This window comes from Pirellulales bacterium (assembly GCA_019636345.1).
Taxonomy (GTDB): domain Bacteria; phylum Planctomycetota; class Planctomycetia; order Pirellulales; family Lacipirellulaceae.
Window position 1 is genome coordinate 442,050 of the sequence record JAHBXQ010000004.1, and the last position, 19,436, is coordinate 461,485.

At 66.0% G+C, this 19,436-nt stretch carries 13 protein-coding genes; 7 read left to right on the plus strand and 6 right to left on the minus strand.

What is annotated here, in order from left to right; all coding sequences use genetic code 11:
- Positions 1–3: 3 nt before the first annotated feature.
- The 5 genes from KF688_12535 to KF688_12555 all read right to left on the minus strand — a co-directional run bounded on the left by KF688_12535 (position 4) and on the right by KF688_12555 (position 7,374).
- Entirely contained in the window at positions 4–1,464 is a 1,461-nt protein-coding gene (locus KF688_12535) for a PQQ-binding-like beta-propeller repeat protein (GenBank protein ID MBX3426500.1), read from the minus strand.
- A gap of 131 nt (positions 1,465–1,595) precedes the next feature.
- A complete protein-coding gene (locus KF688_12540; protein ID MBX3426501.1) occupies positions 1,596–2,324 on the minus strand; it encodes a restriction endonuclease in 729 nt (242 codons plus the stop codon).
- Entirely contained in the window at positions 2,317–3,198 is an 882-nt protein-coding gene (locus KF688_12545) for a site-specific DNA-methyltransferase (protein ID MBX3426502.1), read from the minus strand. The genes KF688_12540 and KF688_12545 overlap by 8 nt, the downstream gene beginning before the upstream one ends.
- A 294-nt stretch (positions 3,199–3,492) precedes the next feature.
- Positions 3,493–5,370, minus strand: a complete 1,878-nt coding sequence (locus tag KF688_12550; protein ID MBX3426503.1) for a phosphoenolpyruvate carboxykinase (GTP) — start codon at positions 5,368–5,370, stop codon at positions 3,493–3,495.
- Between the two features lie 468 nt (positions 5,371–5,838).
- Positions 5,839–7,374, minus strand: a complete 1,536-nt coding sequence (locus KF688_12555) for an AAA family ATPase (protein ID MBX3426504.1) — start codon at positions 7,372–7,374, stop codon at positions 5,839–5,841.
- Positions 7,375–7,648: 274 nt separating this feature from the next.
- Between KF688_12555 and KF688_12560 the strand changes: the two genes are divergently transcribed.
- From KF688_12560 to KF688_12590, 7 genes are all read left to right on the plus strand, one after another.
- A complete protein-coding gene (locus tag KF688_12560) occupies positions 7,649–8,308 on the plus strand; it encodes a phosphoribosylanthranilate isomerase (GenBank protein ID MBX3426505.1) in 660 nt (219 codons plus the stop codon).
- Between the two features lie 320 nt (positions 8,309–8,628).
- Positions 8,629–10,344 (plus strand): Flp pilus assembly complex ATPase component TadA, encoded by a 1,716-nt coding sequence (gene tadA / locus KF688_12565; GenBank protein MBX3426506.1) that lies wholly within the window; start codon positions 8,629–8,631, stop codon positions 10,342–10,344.
- Positions 10,345–10,751: 407 nt separating this feature from the next.
- Positions 10,752–11,858 carry a type IV pilus twitching motility protein PilT gene (locus KF688_12570; GenBank protein ID MBX3426507.1) on the plus strand — a complete coding sequence of 369 codons (1,107 nt, stop codon included), beginning with the start codon at positions 10,752–10,754 and terminating at the stop codon, positions 11,856–11,858.
- Positions 11,859–11,970: 112 nt separating this feature from the next.
- Entirely contained in the window at positions 11,971–13,686 is a 1,716-nt protein-coding gene (gene tadA / locus KF688_12575) for a Flp pilus assembly complex ATPase component TadA (GenBank protein ID MBX3426508.1), read from the plus strand.
- A 132-nt stretch (positions 13,687–13,818) separates the two neighbouring features.
- Entirely contained in the window at positions 13,819–15,147 is a 1,329-nt protein-coding gene (locus KF688_12580) for a type II secretion system F family protein (protein MBX3426509.1), read from the plus strand.
- Positions 15,148–15,380: 233 nt separating this feature from the next.
- Complete coding sequence (gene pgk / locus KF688_12585) at positions 15,381–16,781, plus strand: phosphoglycerate kinase (GenBank protein MBX3426510.1); 1,401 nt, start codon at positions 15,381–15,383, stop codon at positions 16,779–16,781.
- Between the two features lie 158 nt (positions 16,782–16,939).
- On the plus strand, positions 16,940–17,740 hold the full coding sequence (locus KF688_12590; protein ID MBX3426511.1) for a uracil-DNA glycosylase: 801 nt from the start codon (positions 16,940–16,942) through the stop codon (positions 17,738–17,740).
- Positions 17,741–17,789: 49 nt separating this feature from the next.
- Here the strand turns inward: KF688_12590 and KF688_12595 are convergent, their stop codons facing one another.
- On the minus strand, positions 17,790–19,262 hold the full coding sequence (locus tag KF688_12595; protein MBX3426512.1) for a hypothetical protein: 1,473 nt from the start codon (positions 19,260–19,262) through the stop codon (positions 17,790–17,792).
- Positions 19,263–19,436 lie beyond the last annotated feature (174 nt).

Consider the following 19,436-nt stretch of genomic DNA (forward strand, 5'->3'; position numbering starts at 1 on the left):
GCGTCATGGCTCTGCAAACGCCCACAGGTGGCCGGCCGTGCGAACAAACAGCGTCTCGCCGACGATCGCCGGGGTGGCCGCAGTCCGCTCGCCGAGCGGCTTGTTCTTGGTCACGACCTGGGGCGTCGGGGCCCCCGCCTTGAGGACCGTGATCGCCCCGTCGGCGAGCGACGTGAAGTACACGTGGTCCCCCGCGGCGACAGGCGACGCGTAGTACCCCCCCGACGCGACAGCCCGCTTCTGGTAAATCCGCTTGCCGGTCGCGGCGTCGCATGCGGTGACGATCCCGCCGTCTTTGACCATGATCAGTTGCCCGCGATAGACCAAGGGGGAAGGCACGTACGGCAGCCCGCCGGACTGCTCGCGCCAAAGGACGTGGGTCTGGGACGCATCCCCCTCGCCCCCCGGCACGACGGCGAACGCGCTGCACACGCTGTTGGACATGAACGCGAGGGTGTGCTCCCACTCGTCGCGCGCGATCTTGCCGTCCTTGTTCGCGTCGTTGCTGTCGAACAGAGCGGCAAACATCCCTCCTTCCGCCTCGGCCTTTGCAAAGACGCCGTCGTCGTTCCGGTCGTACTGCCTGAGCAGTTGGTCGTACGTCGGCATCTTGAAGCCTTCCGCGTCGTCGGCGGCGCCGGGGGACCATCCGGCGAAGTACAGCACCCCGTCGCTCACGACGGGGCTTGTGCACGACGACGCGGGCATCCCCTCGATGAACCACGCCTCGGCCCCTGTGGCTGCGTCGTAGCCCACCATCCGGCCGTAGCCGGGTGCAGCGATTTGCGTCCCCGCGGGAGTCGTCCACGCCGCCGGAGTGCCGTATCCGCTGACGCTGGTCCGCGCCTTGTCCCACTTCGGTCGGCCGGTCCGTACGTCCAGGGCGATGATCTGCGGCGAGTTCAATTCGTCGCGGACGAGAACTGCCAGCCCGGCGGCGATGATCGGCGACACGCCGGTCCCGAAATCCGCCGGGGTCCTGGCGGGAGGCATCGAGAACCGCCACAACTCGTTTCCTGCGAGGTCGTAACAGAACAGCCCGCAAGAGCCGAAGTACGAGACGATCCGCTCGCCGTCGGTCGCGGGGGTTGAGGCGGCGGGGCTCCCTTCATTGGCAAGAAACGGCTCGAGCTTGTCGTAGGGCGCCTCCTTCCGCCACGCTTCGCTGCCGTCGGCGCGCCGGTAGGCGATCGTCCACAACGCGTCGCCGTCGTAGGCCGTAAGGACGAGCAGGTCGCCGACGACGATCGGCGAGGACCACCCTCCGGGCGCCTCGACCTTCCACTTCAGATTCGTCTCGGGGCCGACTTCCGTCGGAGGAGCGGCGTCGGCCGCAGCGATTCCGCCGCCTCCCGGGCCGCGAAAGCGCGGCCAAGGCGCCTCGGCGCCCCAAGCCGTTTGAAGCCCGCCGCACCAGGCCAGCCAGACGCACAGTGCCGTCAGTCTCGTCAGCGATCGCCTCATGACCCCGTGCTCCAGAATCTTGGGGAACAAACGAACAGCGCGGGGTATTGTCGCAGGAATCAGCGAACCGGCAAGAGAGCGTCGCATTCGAACAGGCATTCCGCGGATCGACGCCAATGCCTGCTCGACTCTTAGCTGCGCTGGGCCCGCGCTATCGCATGGGCGTAGAGGCCTGCTGCAAAAGTCCGAAACTGCAGTTCTTCCGAGGGGCACGAGTACGCGCCCTGTCGCCCCTGATCGCGAGGGGTCAGCAAGAGGCTTGCTCCGTCGTAGAGTCGCTCGCGCAGAAGCTTGGTGAGCAGTAATTCGTATCGTTTGGCATAAGAGGCGCCGACGAATTCCGGAAACGCCTGGAAGTGCGGTTGCTTGAGCTTCACAGGCGCTTGCGAGCGAGGGCAGTCTTCCAGAATGAACACGTACCCAAGCCAGGGGCGTGCGGAGGGCTTGAACGCCCCTTCGCGATACGCCGCCCACAAGTCGGCGGCGTTGCCCAAGGCCTCTTCGGTACGATTGTTGAAATTGTTGCCGAAGGACGGCCCGACCTGCGCCTTGAACTCGACGACTGCCAGCAGACGCCCCTCGACGACGACCAGCAGGTCCCAGCTCTTCTCCGCCCGATAGTATCCGGGGAGTTCTTTCTTGCTTCTCCAATGGACTTCGGCGTCCGCGAGACCCGCCTGGGCCAGGAGATCGCGGCAGATGCCGGTGAAGCCGTCGAGGTGTTTTCCTCCCGTGACGGCGGCCCGCAGCCCGGCGTCTTTCTTGCCGGTGGCGCTCCCCTGATTCTTCGCCTGCTTGGCTCGCGTGCGCCAGAACAACTTGACGGCTTGGCTTACGCGGGCGTCAAGGTCTTCAATCATCGACCGCCACCTCCGCGTCGGTGAAGAAATCTCGGGCCGAATAGACGCGCTTTTCGGCAATCTTGAGATATCCGGCGTTGATCTCGAAACCGACGCTGTTGCGTCCCGTATTCATGGCGGCGATCGTCGTGGTCCCGCTCCCCAGGAAGGGATCCAAGACCGTGTCGCCGGCGAAGCTGAACATGCGAATCAACCGCTCCGCCAATTCCACGGGATAGGGCGCCGGATGCTGCTTGGTCGAGGCTCCGGTCAGGCCCGTCCAGATTTGCTGAAACCAAGCCCGATGATCGGATTCGGCAATCAAACTCAGGACGCGCGTGGCGACCGAAGGACTTCGATATCCCCCTGGCTTGCGCTCCATGAGAATAAACTCGATGTCGTTCTTGATGACGGCGTTCGGCTCGTAGGGTTTTCCCAAGAACGAACCGCCGTTGCCCGTCGCCTCGTAGGCGGCGTTAGCGATCTTGTGCCAAATGATCGGCGACAGATTGTCAAATCCGATCAGCCGACAATGTTCCTGGATCGAAGCATGGAGCGGTACGACCGTGTGACGGCCGTTGTTTTTGCGGCGGGACAGGCAGACGTCGCCGACGACGCAGATTACTCGCCCCCCCGGCACAAGCGCGTCGTAGCACGCCCTCCAAACGCGATCGAGTTCGACGAGGAACCCTTCGTAGTCTTCGTGATGCCCGAGTTGTCCTTCCGATTCCGCATACCGCTTGAGCGTCCAGTAAGGAGGCGAGGTCACGACGAGGTGGACCGATTCGCCGGGGATCTCCATCGTCCGCGCGTCGCCGAGGATCAGCCGATGGGCCGTCGGCATCGATTTGAGGGCTTCGGCGATCCGTCCCATCGCGACAGCGTCTTTTGCCAAGGCGGGCAGCGCCGTTTGCGCGTCCTCGAACTCAATGAGTTCTGGCGGCAAATATTGTGCGGCATCTGCAGTGGCGGGGAGTGAAATCATGCAATCGCTGAAAGTATGCGGGCTGGGTGACGGAACCGCTGTCGGAACGTCGCCAATGTATCACGACCTGCACGACGGGGGGACAGCGCGTGAAAGATTGCCCCATGTCCGCCGAAAAAGAAGCAGCCCGCGGAAAGCTCCGCGGGCTGCTCGTCCGAATCAGATGGACGTCGGTCGGCCGGGCGTCGCCGGCGACGCCGACGGTCAGGCCAACTCGTCGTCCTCCTCTTGACTGCCGTGGGTGTCCCAGTGCTCAGGGGCGCGCCACAGGCCCGAGAGCAGCAGTTCGCGCACGCAGTACATCTCGCGCGGCAGGCGGTTGTACATCTTGAAGAACAACTCGTCGTGCGACGCGATCTCCTGCAGCCATTCGTCGCGCTCGGTGCTCATGAGCTGGTCGAACTGCTCTTCGCTGAAGTCGAGTCCCCGCCAGTCGATGTCGGAGTAGCTGGGCATGCGCCCCAGCGGGCCCTCGACGCTGGCGGCCTTGCCGCGCACCCGTTCGACGATCCATTTCAGGATCCGCATGTTCTCGCCGAACCCCGGCCACAGGAAGTTGCCGTCGGCGTCGCGCCGGAACCAGTTCACGCTGAACACCTTGGGAGGCAAAATCTGCCGGCCAAAGTCGAGCCAATGGCTTACGTAATCGCCGATGTGGTAGCCGCAGAACGGCAGCATGGCGAACGGATCGCGTCGCACCTGACCCATCTGGCCGAACGCGGCGGCGGTCATTTCCGAACCCATGGTCGTCGCCGAGTAGACGCCGAACGGCCAGCAGGGCGCCTCGTACACCAGCGGCACAATGCTCCCCCGTCGCCCGCCGAAGATGAACGCCGAGATCGGCACCCCCTTCGGATCGTCGTAGGCCGGATCGGCTGACGGGCACTGGCTGAGCGGCGCCGTGAACCGGCTGTTGGCGTGGGCGGCCTTGTTGGGGCTGTCCGGGGTCCAATCGCTCCCCTGCCAGTCGATGGCGTGGGCCGGCGGCTCGTCGGTCATCCCTTCCCACCACACGTCGCCGTCGTCGGTGAGCGCCACGTTCGTGAAGATCGTGTTCTCGCGGATCGACGCCATCGCGTTGGGATTGGTCTTCTCGTTCGTCCCCGGTGCGACGCCGAACAGGCCCGCCTCGGGGTTGATCGCGTAGACCTTGCCGTCCTCGCCCGGCTTGATCCAGGCGATGTCGTCGCCGACGGTCGTCACTTCCCAGCCGTCTTTCTGGAAATCCTTCGGCGGGATGAGCATGGCGAAGTTGGTCTTCCCGCACGCGCTGGGGAAGGCGGCCGCGACGTAGGTCTTTTCGCCGTCGGGGCTCTTCACGCCCGAGATCAGCATGTGCTCGGCGAGCCACCCTTCGTCGCGGGCCATGACCGACGCGATCCGCAGGGCGAAGCACTTCTTGCCCAACAGCGCATTGCCGCCGTAACCCGAACCGTACGACCAGATCGTCCGTTCCTCGGGGAAGTGGACGATGTACTTGTCTTTGGGATCGGGGCTGCACGGCCAGGCGACGTCCTCGACGCCCGGATCGAGCGGCATGCCGACCGAATGGAGGCAGCGAATGAATTCGTCCTCGCCCAGGGTCTCGAGCACCTTGGCGCCCATGCGGGTCATGATCCGCATGTTGACGACCACATAGGCCGAGTCGGTCACTTGCACCCCGATATGCGAGATCGGTCCGCCGATCGGTCCCATGCTAAACGGGATGACGTACAGCGTGCGCCCCTTCATCGAGCCGTCGAATTTCTCGGTGAGGAGGGCCTTCATCTTGTCGGGGGCCATCCAGTTGTTCGTCGGACCGGCGTCGCCGGGGCCGACCGAGCAGATGTAGGTGCGGTCCTCGACGCGCGCCACGTCGCTGGGATGACTGCGGGCCAGGAAGCAGTTAGGCCGGAGTTCCGGGTTGAGTCGGATGAACGTTCCGCTTTCGACCATCTCTTCGCAGAGGCGGTCGTATTCTTCTTGCGAGCCGTCGCACCAGTGAACTTGGTCAGGCTTGCAGAGGGCCGTCATCTCCTCGACCCAAGCGACGAGTTGCTTGTTCTTCACGGCGGGAGGGGGGGACGCGGTCGCGGCGGGCATGGACAAACTCCTTCCTACTTGTCGGGCGGGGGCGGGCAATCCGCCGGTCGCCAAGGTCCCGGGAATGCAATTCGCCTCGGCGGAGCGAATCGACGAATCTCGCGGCAGCGGCGCCGCGGCGACGCCAGGGTCGCTGCACCAAGGGGGTGCGGGCGTCGCTCGACGGTCTCCAAGAGCAACGCGCGTGCCAGTCGACCGGCGGCCGCATGCGACCGCTGATCTTAGCAAGTTCCCGCTGTGCGGCGAAATGTTCTCGCCGACAGAGTGTGCGAAGCCGCGCGCTTCCTCGCAAACAGGGAGCGTTTCATGCCGCGGGCCCGTGCCGCATCGCACAGCGGCGACGGCCGATGCGCGAGCGCGGCGCCGTGAGAAGTCCTCCGCTTGGCTGTCGGCCAATGCAGCGGAGCCGTCGTGACAACGGCAGATTCAAGTCGCGCCAGGCGCGGCTGCCGAACGCGACGTTCCGCCTTACATCCCCGCCGCCATGCCCGCTTCCAGGTTGCTGAACAGCCTGCGGAACTGGCGGGCGGAGACGACCTGGGCGATCGGCAGTTCGTCCTCCTCAATCACCAGCAGGTCGCCCGCGACCGCGGCCGGTTCGCTCAACCGGGGCGCCGCTGCCGGCAGAGGGGCCGCAACGGGCGCGGCGGTCTCCGCGATCTCGACGACGATCGACTTGGCCGACTCGGTGCGCGGGGCCGCGGGCACGACCAGTTGCGTCGCCAGCATGGCGTCGATCCGGTTGAAAACCCGCGGCGCTTTGGCCAGCAGCGAGGATTCGAAGTCGGCGTACGGGTCGACCAGCACCTCCTCCTCGTCAAACCGATCGTCGAACGGGTTCTCGGCCGCGGGCTGCTGCGGTTCGCCGACGTCGGCGGCGACCGGATCGTCGAACACGATCCCCACGGCGTCGAACGTCGAGAGGAGCCTCTCAGCCGCGTCAAGATCGGCCGCGACCGACGAGGCGCTTAACCGCCGCTGGTCAGCCAGCGCAGTGATGGGGATCGACGCGACGCGCTCGGCCGGGCCTTCCTCCGACTCCTCCGCGTCAGGATCGCCGAGTTCGAGATCGTCCTCGCCCTCGAACGCTTCGTCGAGTTCCGAATCGCCGATGAAGTCGTCGTCCCCTCCCAGGACGCCGAACTCGATCACGCCGGCGACCCCTTGCTCGCCGCCGACCTGCTGCCAGGGGGCGGGGAGCTGCTGCAGGTCGGCCCAGGCTTGTTGCACCATGCTCGCGTCCAGTGGAGCCATTCCCGTTTCGTCGGCCATCCACATGAGCTGGTCTCCCAACTGGTTGATCAGCCGCGGAACGCCGCCGGTCGCTTCGTGGATCGCGACCATGGCGTCGGCAGCAAGCACCGTTTCGGGCGACTTGCCGGCCGCGGCCAACTGGGCCCGCAGGTACTGCACGGTCTCGCTGCGCTCCAGCGGAGCGAGATAACATCGCGTCGCAGCCCGCTGGCTGAACGCTTCGAGCTGCGGATCGGCGAACCGCTCCTCAAGCTGCGGTCCGCCGGCCAGCACCACCGTCACCAGCGGCGCTCCGGCCGCGGCGAGATTGGTCATCGCCCGCAACTCGTCCAACAGCCGCACCGGCAGGGCGTGGGCTTCGTCGACCAACAGCAGCAGGCGCCGCGTCGCCCCGTCGCGCGGGCGGAGGTGCTCCTTCAGCTCAAGTCGCAACTCGCCCTCCTCCATGCCCCGATAGGGGAGTCCCAATTCAAAGAGCAGCATTTGCCACAACGCGCGGCGGGTGCACAGCTGGGCGCCTTGCAGGCGCGCCACCAGGGCCTTGCCGGCAAACTGCGCGGCCAGGACTTCCAACAGGAGCGACTTGCCCGTGCCGGCGGCCCCGATCACCAGGGCGGCCCCTTCGCGCCGGTCAATGCAGCGAGCGACGCGGCGACGGGCGTCCTCAATCGCGGCAGCGGCGAAATAGCGGCTCGCCTCGGGGGCGGCCAGGAAGGGGCGTTGGGCGGGGGCGGCGGGGCGAGTCGTCATCCGTGGCACTCCTGGCGCGCATGCCGTTGCGCGTCGTGCTGCAATTCAAGAAACACCGAGGGTATGTGGTGTTGGATCGGCGAGGGGGCTAAGCTGGCTTCACGACCACCTCGAAGTTTGACCACTGCGCAGGTTTGCGCGGTCGTAACAGTCGCCGACAGTTTACGTAGCCTGCGCCGGTCCCTGCGACTCTGCTAGCACGGCGCTCGCGCACGGCCAGCTAGCGGCTCCGCGCGCCGCCGGCCGCTTCACTTCAACTCACGCCGCTTTCGCCATGTTCCGCATCAAGATCTGCGGCGTGACTACGGTCGCCGACGCTCGAGTCGCCGTCGACGCGGGGGCAGACGCGATCGGGCTGAACTTCTACCCGCGCTCGTCGCGCTGCGTCTCGTTGGAGCAGGCGCGCGAGATCGCCGTCGCAGTCGGCGCCGACGCCCTGGTCGTCGGAGTCTTTGTCAACGAGTCGCCACAGGCGATTGCGAACGTTGCCGCGGAAGTCGGCTTGCATGCCTTGCAACTGCACGGCGACGAGCCGGCCCCGTCGCTGGCGGCGCTGCCGAGCCTGCCGCTCGTTCGCGCTCGCCGCATGGGCGACGGGGGGCTTGCCGAGTTGGCGGCCGACTTGGCCGCCTGCCGCGCCGCGGGGCGAGTCCCCGCGGCGTTGCTCGTCGACGCCCCGGTCGTTGCTGGCCAGTACGGCGGCGGCGGCGAACCGTTTGCCTGGGAGCGACTCGCCGATCGCGGAGAGGAGTTCGCCGGCGTGCCGGTGATTCTCGCCGGCGGGTTGCGGCCCGAAAACGTCGCCCAGGCCGTCGCAGCGGCTCGCCCTGACGGGGTCGACGTCGCAAGCGGCGTCGAGTCCTCCCCGGGCCGCAAAGATGCCGACTTGGTGCGGCGATTCATCGAGACGGCTCGCCAGGCGCTCTCGTCCTGAACGAGCTCCCGCGGCCAAGGCGAGCGGGCGAATTCAACACGCTCTCAAGCGGGGGGCTTGTCTCCCCGGCCGGCGTTACAGGGCGAATCGGAACAACCATGAGGACTCGCGCCCCCTGCTCACTGCCGTAATGATCGCTTCGCGGGCGTTTGTTGACATCCGCAGCCGGCGTCATTAGCTTGGCACGTAGGGTGGCCGGCGTGCGCAAAGCCTGATTTCAACGGGACTTCCGCCGTGCTCCGACCCGCTTCTCGGGACTTGCCGCGGCGCGCACCGTCGCGCCGGTGCATCGAACTTGTGGAACAGAGAGTGTCGCCGCCATGGCCGATCGATTGGGTGATTTTCTCATCAAGAAGGGGATCGTCGGCCCCGAGCAGCTCCAGGAGGCGGAGAAGCTCGCCGCGGCGAAGAAGATCAAGGTCCCGGATGCCATTGTCCAGCTTGGTTACGCCTCGAGCGATCACGTCACCAAGGCGGTCGCAAAGCTGTACGGGTTTGAGTTTTACGATCTGAACAACGTGCCGATCCCCCCGGCGGTGGTCGAGCTCGTCCCCGAGTCGGTCGCCCGCGAGAACGTGGTCATTCCGTTCTCCGAGGAGGACGGCGTGCTCAAGGTCCTGGTCCATGATCCGCAGGACTTCGCCACGATCGAAAAGCTGCAGTTCATCCTCAACCGCCGCATTGAGATCGGCGTGTCGACCAAGGAGAGCATCCTCGAAGCGATCAACCGCAACTACGGCCAGACCGACGGCGAGTCGGCCGACTCGATGCTCCAGGAATTCACTGACACGGCCATCGACTTCACCGAGACCGAAGGGGACGACGCCGGCGGCGGGGGAGACGACGACTCGGTCGACGAAACCAGCGCCCCGGTCGTGCGGCTGGTGCAGTTGATGATCGCCGAGGCCGTGCAATTGCGGGCCTCGGACATTCACGTCGAGCCGTTCGAGGACCGCGTGCGGATCCGCTACCGCATCGACGGGGTGCTGGTCGAACGCGACAGCCCGCCGCGGCGGCTGTTGGGGGCCTTGCTCTCGCGCATCAAGATTCTCGCCCGGATGGACATCGCCGAACGTCGCCGCACCCAGGACGGCCGGATCAAGATCACCGCCGGCGGCAAGGAACTCGACCTGCGGGTCAGCATGCTGCCCACGAACCATGGCCAGTCGTGCGTCATGCGGCTGCTGGACAAGGACAACATCAAGATCGGCGTCCGGCAGTTGGGACTCTCGGAACGCGACTTCAAGACCTTCCGTAACCTCATTCGGCGTCCCAACGGCATTTTCCTGGTCACCGGGCCGACCGGGTCGGGGAAGACGACCACCCTGTACGCAGCGCTCAACGAGCTCAATCGCCCCGACCGCAAAATCATCACCGCTGAGGACCCGGTCGAGTACTACCTTCCCGGGATCAATCAGGTCGAGGTGAAGCACTCGATCGGCCTGGACTTCGCCAAGATCATCAAGGCGATGCTGCGGCAGGCCCCCAACGTGATCCTCGTGGGCGAGATGCGCGACCACGAAACCGCCTCGATGGGCATCCAGGCGTCCCTGACCGGGCACTTGGTGTTCAGCACCCTGCACACCAACGACGCCCCCGGCGCCGTGACCCGCATGGTCGACATCGGGGTGCCGGCCTACCTGGTGGCCGGCTCGGTCATCGGAGTGCTGGCCCAACGGTTGGTGCGAGTCGTCTGCAGCAAGTGCAAACAGCCTCACCAACCCTCCCAAGCCCAACTCGACCTCGCGGGAATCACTCCCGAGATGGCCGCCAGCGCCACCTTCATGAAAGGGGTCGGCTGCAGCCACTGCGGCAAGAAGGGGTACCGCGGACGAATTGGCATCTACGAGCTGATGCTCATGAACTCGAAGGTCCGGGAACTGTCGTTCCAGGGCGCCTCGACCGTGGATATCCGCAAAGCCGCGATCAAGGGGGGGATGACCACGCTCTACGAGGACGGCCTCCTCAAGGCGATGGCCGGCATCACGACGCTCGAGGAAGTCTTCCGCGTCGCCAAGAAGGTCGAGCAGATCTGACCGCTTCGGGAGGTCTCCTGCCGGCCGGACGGCCTGGAGGCGCCCCCCGCCCCCTTGGCCGATCTCGGGGCTCGGCGCATGGCGACGCCGGCCCGGGCGAATTGGCCCCATCCCCTTGAATTGCTTGAGTTTAGCGGCTCTCCCGGGCATAATTGAGCCAGCACCGCGGCGGCGACGAACCTTCGCGCGACGGCCACTCCCTTGATGCGACCGGCCGACCGGAACATCGGCCCGCACGGGTCGTTGCGCGCCTTGCTTGGTCGTCTTGCCTGCGGTCGTCGCTCGTTTTGCACAACCTGTTCGCCGAGGCTGCGGGAAGAGGCTCTCACGGCCGGGCCCGTCGTCGCTCACCCTCCGCGTCGCGCCGCCGGCGCTTCCGCGGCTCGCACCGTCGAGACAGTTACGCCATGGGAACGATTCTCATCGACAAGTTGCTCTCCGCCCAGGTGAAGCAGGGCGCCAGCGACTTGCACATCACCGTCGGGCAGCCCCCCGTGCTGCGCCTGCACGGGCGGATGCAGAAGCTCAAGACGAAGGTCCTGGAGCCGGCCGACACGATGGGGCTGATGAAGAGCATCACCCCGGATCGCTGCCAGCAGGAATTTCAGGAGACCGGCAGCACCGACTTCGGCTTCGCGTTCGGCGACCAGGCGCGGTTCCGCGTCTCGGTCTTCCGCCAGCGCGGCAACGTGGCGATGGTGCTGCGGCAGATCCCCGTCAACCTGATGTCCATGGACCAACTGGCGGTGCCGCCGGTCTTCAAGGAGCTCATCATGCGCCCCCGCGGACTGGTGCTGGTGACCGGGCCGACGGGGTCGGGCAAGAGCACCTCGCTCGCGGCGATGGTCGACCATATCAACAATACGGTCGACCACCACATCATCACGATCGAGGACCCGATCGAGTTCTATCACAATCATAAGAAGTCGACCGTCAACCAACGCGAGGTGGGGGTCGACGTCACCTCGTTCGCCGAGGCGATCCGCCGGGCGTTGCGGCAGGACCCTGACGTGATCCTGGTGGGCGAGCTCCGCGACCTCGAAACGATCGAAGCCGCGATCACCGCGGCCGAAACGGGGCACGTCGTGTTCGGCACGCTCCACACCTCCAGCGCCGCGGGGACGATCAACCGCATCATCGACGTCTTCCCCACGAACCAGCAGGATCAGATCCGCACCCAGCTCGCGACGGCGATCATCGGCATCCTCGCCCAGCAGCTCATCCCCAAAATCGGCGGCGGACGGTGCGCGGCCTTCGAAACGCTGGTGGTCACCCCCGGCATTGCGAACCTCATCCGCGAGAACAAGGTGTTCCGCATCACGTCGGCCATTCAAACCGGCTCGAAGCACGGCATGCAACTGCTCGACGACCACCTGTTCAAGCATTGGCGCGAGGAGCGAGCCACCAAGGAGGACGTCCTCGCCAAGGCGAACAGTCCCGACGACCTCGCCAAGCGAATTGCCGCGGCCGAACGCGGCATCTTCGACGAGGAAGGACCGGGCGAAGAGTCGTGAGTCTCGCGAACATCAGATCTCGACCGCCGCTGCTCCGACGACCGAAGCTCGCACAATAACAAGACCTCCGTCGTACATCTGACCTCCGAACTCTCACCTCTCCGCTCTTCGCATGGCCGTACGTCGCATCGGACAAGTTCTCGTCGACCTGGGGTATCTCTCCGACGATCAGTTGGAGCTGTTGCTCGAGGAACAACACCAACGCCCCGGCCAGCTGTTCGGCCAGGTGGCGATGGACATGGGCCTGATCAACGACGATCAACTCGCCCAGGGGCTGGCCGAGCAGCTTGGACTGCGCGCCGTGGCGTTGCAGGACTTGACGATCGACAAAAAGGTCCTCGCCATGGTCACCGAGCCCATGGCCCAGATGTACCGGATCGTCCCCACCGAGTTCGACGGCAACACGCTCACCGTGGCGATGTGCGATCCGCAGAACTTGGCCGTGCAGGACGAGTTGCGGACCTTCCTGGGCTTTCACATCCGGGTGGTCGTGGCCACCGAGCCGGCGATGCTCAAGAGCCTCGAACGCTACTACGGCGAGAACACCGAGAGCGTCGAGTCGATCGTCGCCGAGTTGGAAAGCGACGACGACCTCGCGCGGGCGGTCGCCGAGGCCGAGGGAAACTCGGTCGATCTGGCCAGCGTCGAGGCGATGGCCGACAGCGCCCCCGTGCGCAAGCTGCTGAACATGGTGCTGCTCTTGGCGATCAAGGACCACGCCAGCGACTTGCACTTCGAGCCGTTCGAGGACGAGTTCCGCATCCGGATCAAGGCGGACGGCGTGTTGTACGAAATGGTCCCCCCGCCGCGGCACTTGGCGTTCGCGATCACGACTCGCATCAAGGTGATGGCCAATCTCGACATCGCCGAGCGGCGCCTGCCGCAGGACGGCCGGATCGAGCTGACCGTCGGCGGCCACCCCGTCGACCTGCGGGTCAGCGTGCTCCCCACGATGTTCGGCGAGAGCGTCGTCATGCGGGTGCTCGACCGGTCGGTCGTGTCGCTTGACCTGCGCAACGTGGGGTTGAACGAGGCCACGATGGCCTCGTTCCGCGAGGTGATCAGCAAGCCCAACGGCATCGTGCTGGTGACCGGGCCGACCGGTTCGGGCAAGACGACCACCCTTTACTCGGCCCTCAACGAGCTGAATACGATCGAGGACAAGATCATCACGACCGAGGACCCGGTCGAGTACGACATGGAAGGGATCATCCAGGTGCCGATCGACGCCTCGATCGGCAACTCGTTCGCCCAATGCCTGCGGGCCATTTTGCGGCAGGATCCCGACAAGATCCTCGTCGGCGAGATCCGCGACTTGGAAACGGCCGAAATCGCGGTCCAGGCGTCGCTGACCGGGCACATGGTGTTCAGCACCTTGCACACGAACGACGCCCCCAGCACCGTCACTCGGCTGCGGGATATGGGCGTTCCGACGTTTCTCATCACCGCGACGGTCGAGGCGATTCTCGCCCAGCGGCTGGTCCGCCGGGTCTGCATGAAGTGCCGGGAGGAGTACACCCCGGGTCGCGAAATCATGGACGACCTCGAACTTACCGCCCAAGATATCAAGGGGAAGAAGTTCTATCGTGGCTCCGGTTGCGAAACTTGCAATAATACCGGATACAAGGGTCGCGTCGGGCTGTTCGAGCTCATGATCATGAACAACGAGCTCCGCGAGATGATCATGCGCAACGCCAGCACCGACGAACTTCGCGAGGCAGCCCGCAAGAGCGGAATGGTCACGCTCCGAGACGCCGGACTGCGATCCATGTTCGATGGCACCACCACCGCCGACGAAGTCATCCGCGAGACGATTATGGAAGCGTGAGCCGGGCTCGTAGCCGCCCGCATAAAGGCTCGTTGATCAGACGGGAGACTCATCAAAGAACGGAACAAGCGGTTTGGCCGATTGCTTACGGCCAGAGACTAGAAGTCGGCTTGCTTCCGCAGGAACGTCGCTATGCCAACCTTCCAATTCGAGGCGATGGACTCGACCGGGGCCGAGATCAAGGACGTGATCGACGCCGCGACCGAGGAAGATGCGCAAGCGACGATCCGCCAGATGGGGTACTTCGTCACGAAGATCTCCGTCAAAAAGGCGCGCAAAAAGGCCGAATCGGCCGGTCGGGGCAAGAAGAAACGCGGCTTCGTCTTCGGCGGCGTAAGGAGCAAGGATCTCACGGCGTTCACCCGGCAGTTGTCGATCCTTCAGGACGCCGGCTTGCCGATCCTGCGGAGCTTGCGCATCCTCGGCGAACAGGCCAAGCCGGGCCGGCTCAAGTACTCGCTCGAAGACACCTGCGAGGCGATCGAATCGGGCGACACCCTCAGCGAAGCGATGGCCAAAAGCCCCAAGTGCTTCGATCGCCTGTACGTCAACATGATCAAGGCGGGCGAAGCGGGCGGCGCCCTCGAACTCATCTTGCAGCGGCTCGCCGACTTCAAGGAACGGGCCGAGTCGCTCAAGCGCAAAGTCAAGGGCGCCATGATCTACCCGGTCATGGTCGTCAATGTGGCCGTGGGCATCTTGACGTTCATCATGATCAGCATCGTCCCGTCGTTCGTCGAGATCTTCGCCGACTTCGACCTCGACTTGCCGGCGATGACCGTCTACCTCATCGCCGTGGCCGAGTGGTGCCAGGAGTATTGGTACTTGATTCCCGGCATCCCGATGTCGATCTGGCTGATGGTCAAGCTCATCCGCAAGTTCAAAGCGGGTCGGATGGGCTGGGATCAGTACATCATCAAGGTGCCGATCTTCGGTGCGTTGATTGAAAAGAACATCATGGCCCGCACCTCTCGGACCCTGGGAACGCTGATCGCCTCGGGGGTGCCGATCCTCGAAGCCCTGACGATCACGCGCGAGACCTCCGGCAACGCCGTGTTCGAGAAGATGTTCAGCAAGATCTCCGAGCGGATCCGCGATGGGGACGCCATCGCCCAGCCGATGAAGGAGAACTCGAAGCTGAGCTTCCACCCGGTTGCCCTGTTCTTCTGGATCACGTCGATCCCGCTCATCGGCGCCCTGATCTACATGATGAAGTACCGTCAGCGGATCGTCGACGACATCGTCGTGAACATGGTCGACGTCGGTGAAGAGACGGGCGAACTCGACACGATGCTCTACAAGGTGGCCGACACCTACGACGAAGAAGTGGCGGTCCTCACCGACGGGCTCACGAAACTGATGGAACCGCTGCTGATTATCTTCCTCGGCGGGGCGGTCGGGTTCATCGTCGTGGCGTTGTTCCTGCCGCTTGTCGACCTCATCAACGGCCTGAGCGGTTGACGCGGAGTCCCCGCTCGTGGAGTCTCGCGGCCCCGGAAGCGCCGCGGGCGCCCTCCCTGACAAACGCCCCCCAAGTCGCCATACTGGGGGGCGTTTTCGTTCCCATGAGCCGCCGGCGACCTGCCGCCGAGGCCTCGATCGAGCTTCCTCGGGGGCATGCGCCCGCCGCTCGTTTTCGAGTCTTGGGACAGAGTCAAAAGCCCGTTCTGCGTCCCCCGCCAGGAGCCCTCCCGATGTCGACAACGCCCGCTGCCATGGAAGCCTTTCTCGCCCAACTGCTTGCCGGACGCGAGGCGGCCCGCGGGCGGACGCTCAACGACTATTTGGCGGCGATCCCGAGGCTCGATGCCCTGGCCGACGTCCCCAGCGGCACGCCCGTGCTGGTCCGCGGCGACGTCGACGCCAAGCCCGGCGATGCGATCGGCAAAGGCGACATTCGCCTGCGGTCGATGGTCGAGACGCTCAAGTTCGGCCGCGACCGGGGTTGGAAGCAAGTGATCTTCGGCCACATCGGCCGCGACCCCGCCGGCACGCTCGCCAAAGTGGCCAAACGGATTGGCGAGCTTTTGGGCTGCGACGTCCCGCTGGTGACGGACTGGCTCGACGAGGCGACCGGCGCCGTCTCCGACGCCGTGCAGCAGCAGATCGCCGCCGCTCCCGCTGGCGCCGTGCTCGTGCTGGAAAATACGCGGCGGTACGACATTGAGCGGGTGCTGTGGAAGGCCAAGCCCGCCGATGCCGCCCAGCACGCTCCGGCTCTCGCGACGCTGGCCAATTCGCTGGCCGAGAAGGTGGCCAAGGTCTACGTCAACGAAGCCCTGTCGGCCGGCAGCCTCGACTCGTCGACCGTCGCCGTTCCGCTGGCGATGGACCGGATCGCTCTCGGCAAGTACGTGGCCGGCGAGTTCGACGGCCCGATGCAGCAGTGTCTCAAGACGCAATTGGTCGTGTTCAGCGGGTTGAAGATCGACAAGCTCGACGACCTCGAGGCGATGATCGGCCGCGGCACGATCCGCACCGTGTTCGCCGCGGGCTCGCTGGCGATGGCCCTCCGCAAGGCAATCGGCGAACTCGACGGCGCACCAGCCTGCATCGGCGTCGCCGAGGACCCGGCGCACAGCGACAAGCCGTACTACATTCCCCCGGCGCGGGTTGAGCAGGCGAAGCGAATGGTCGCCGAGGGACGGACCAAGGGGATCGAGTTCGTCGTGCCGGTCGACTCGGTCGTCGAGGACGGTTCGATCGTGGACGTGCTGCAGCCGACCCAGCAGCAGTTCGACATCGGTCCCAAGTCCAACGCCCTGTTCGAGCAGAAGGCGGGCGAGTTCATCGCCAAGCACGGCGCCGGGGCGGTTGCGTTCCACAACGGAGTGTTCGGCATGTTCGAAGACCCGCGATTCGAGAACGGCACGAAGAACTTTATTCCCCAGCTCAAGCGGCTCAAAGACGCGGGGGCGCTCGTCTACGTCGGCGGCGGCGAGGGGGGGAAGGCCCTCGAGAAGTACGGCCAAGAGGATTGGGTCACCCACGTCTTCACCGCGGGAGGGACGGTGCTGAACGCCTTGGGGAGCGAACCTGTGCCCTATCTGGTGACGCTCGAAGCCGCCGCGAAGCAGGCCTGCGAATCAGCGTGATGCGGGCGCTCGACTGGAACCGCGCACGACGCGCGCACGACCCGAGAATCGCCGTCTCGCGCCGGGGCCTGCCAGGCGTTGCGTCCATGTCGCATAGCTTCGCGCGTTTCACGATTCCTTAAACTCAGCCCTCGTCCAGCGCCCGGATTGCCGTCCCCATGCACGACCCAGCGACGCTCAAGACGCTCGTGCGGCAACAGCTTGAAAGCCTCGCGGCGGCGGGGGTCGAGGCGTTGCCGCACGCCGTTGCAGCGTCTCCAGCCGTCGCCCCGTCCCGCACACCGGCGTCGCCCGGTCGCCCCGCTTCACCCCAGCAGGAAGCCGTCATGCCTCGGGCCAAGCGTTCGCAGCCTGCCAAGTCGTCTGCCGTCGCGGTCGACGATGCGACGATCGCCGCGGCCCCGTCGCTGGAGGTGCTGCGCGAGCTTGTGGCCGATTGCACCCGCTGCAGCGAGCTGGCGACGACCCGCACGCAGACGGTATTCGGCGTCGGCAATCCGCGGGCGAAGCTCTGCCTGCTGGGCGAGGCGCCAGGCGCCGACGAAGACCGCCTCGGCGAGCCGTTCGTCGGCCGAGCCGGGCAACTGCTGACCAAGATCCTCGAAGCCTGCAAGCTCACCCGCGACGAAGTCTACATCCTGAACGTGCTTAAGTGTCGCCCGCCGGGCAATCGCAACCCTGAGCCGGACGAAGCGTGCCGCTGCCGCCCCTATCTTGATCGCCAGCTGGCCTTGATCGACCCCGGCTTCATTTGCTGCTTGGGCGCCGTTGCCGCGAAGAACCTGCTCGACACGCAAGAGGCCATCGGCAAACTGCGCGGCAAAGTGCTCGACTATCGCGGGATCAAGGTCGTCTGCACGTACCACCCCGCCTACCTGCTGCGCAACCCCGCGGCGAAGGGCGCCACGTGGGACGACATGAAGCTGCTGTTGCGCACCATGGGCCGGCCGGTCGACTGAGCCGAACTCGGTCGGGGGAAGGACCCGCGAATCGCGACGAGGCAGGATGTCAGCGAGTCGCGGCCGCGCGGCCGCGCCAGGAATTGCTTCCGGCCGGTTCCGTCGCGCTCGCCGGCCGGACGCCGGACGGCACGTCCGCGGGGGTCGCGACCGGGCCGGTCGACCAACCGCCCGGGGCCGTCGTCGCGAATCCTCGCGACAGCGGGCCAATCGGCGTCGCAGCCTTGCGCCACGTCGGCTCGTCGGTCGTCGCCGCGGCCGATTTCGTTGGTGTGTCGAGGCGGCGCGCCGGCCGGTCGGTCGGAATCGGCTTCGCAATCGGTTCGGCGTCGACGGTTCGCGTAGGAGCCGCCGACAGGGCCTCGTCGAGCGACGCGAGTGCGCCGGCGTCGACGACCGCCTTGGCCAGCAGCTTGGTCCCGTCCTCCTGGACGATCCGCGCCCAGGCCTGCACGGGTCCCGCGGGAAGTTGCGCCCCGCGGAGCGGCAGTTCAAAGTGAAGCCCCGCCCCGAGCGCCGATTCTTGCCAAGCCGTCGCTGCTTCCTCCTGCGAGAAGTCCCACCGGCGAATCGACTCGAACGACCCCGGAGCGTCTTCGCGCAGCAGCATGATCGAAGTCGCCTCGATCGCCGTCGCCGGGCGGCCGTGGATGTCGACCGCTTCGACGACCACGAACAGACTCTGCGGCTCGGCGCCGTCCGAGCCCGCGTCGTCGCGGAGGAGGTGACGCACGACCAATTGAACCGGCGCCCCGGCGACGAGCGGCGATTCTTCCTCGGGATTCGCCGCCGTGAGTTGCAGTGCGTCGGGGGCGCGGACGAGCGCGGCATCCTCCGCCGCGAGCAAGGCGGAACCGTCCTCCGGCGGCAGGTCGTCGGCCGCAGGGTCGGGCAAGACCAACGCCAAGTCCCCGAAGCCTTCCGGTTCGTCCCCAGGCGTCGCGGCGTAGCTCGGCGCCGTCTCAAGCGGTCGGGCGTCGCTCGTCGGACCGATCTCCAGTTCCGGCGCTTCCAACTCCTCCGGCGAGAAGTTCTCGGGGAGCAACTCTTCCGCGGGCGCATCGAGCTCCTCGGGCGCCGCGTCGGGGAGCTCCGTTTCGGGGAGTTCGAACTCGGGCGCGGTCGGAGCCGGATCTGTCGGCGTCGTGCGCGGTCGCGGCGTCGGAGCGGGCGTCGCCGCCTTGGCGTTCGCTCGCGGCGCCGGGGCGTCCTCGGCCAGCGTCGGCTCAGGCAGGGGCCGCTTCGACGGCGGAGATTTCTTCGTTCCGTTGGTCGCGGCGTTCGGATTCGCGCACCGGCACTCGCGCAGCTTTTCGGAGTAGGTGAGGAGATTGTCCTCGAGTTCGTAGATATAGTCCTCCTGCTGCCGCAGCTCGCGTTCGAGCAGATCGAGCTGCGCGGTGTTGACCCCGCGACATCCCGTCGCCGCGCTCAGCACGGCCAACGCCCAGCAAATCCGTCGGCGGACCGGTCGCGGGAGAGCCGACGGAGACGTTCGATCGTCGCGATTCACAAAAGCCATGGCTGGCAGACTCGCAGCAGGGACGGTCGTCGCTTGCGCCGCAGGCGCAGCGATTCAGGGCGGGAGGAATAGAAAAACCGCTGCTGGGAGTCAACGGCGCTGAGCAGCGAGTGCTAGCACTCGGGCGCCGGCGTGACCTCAAAACTCGGACTCCGGCGGCGAGAGCATCGTCTG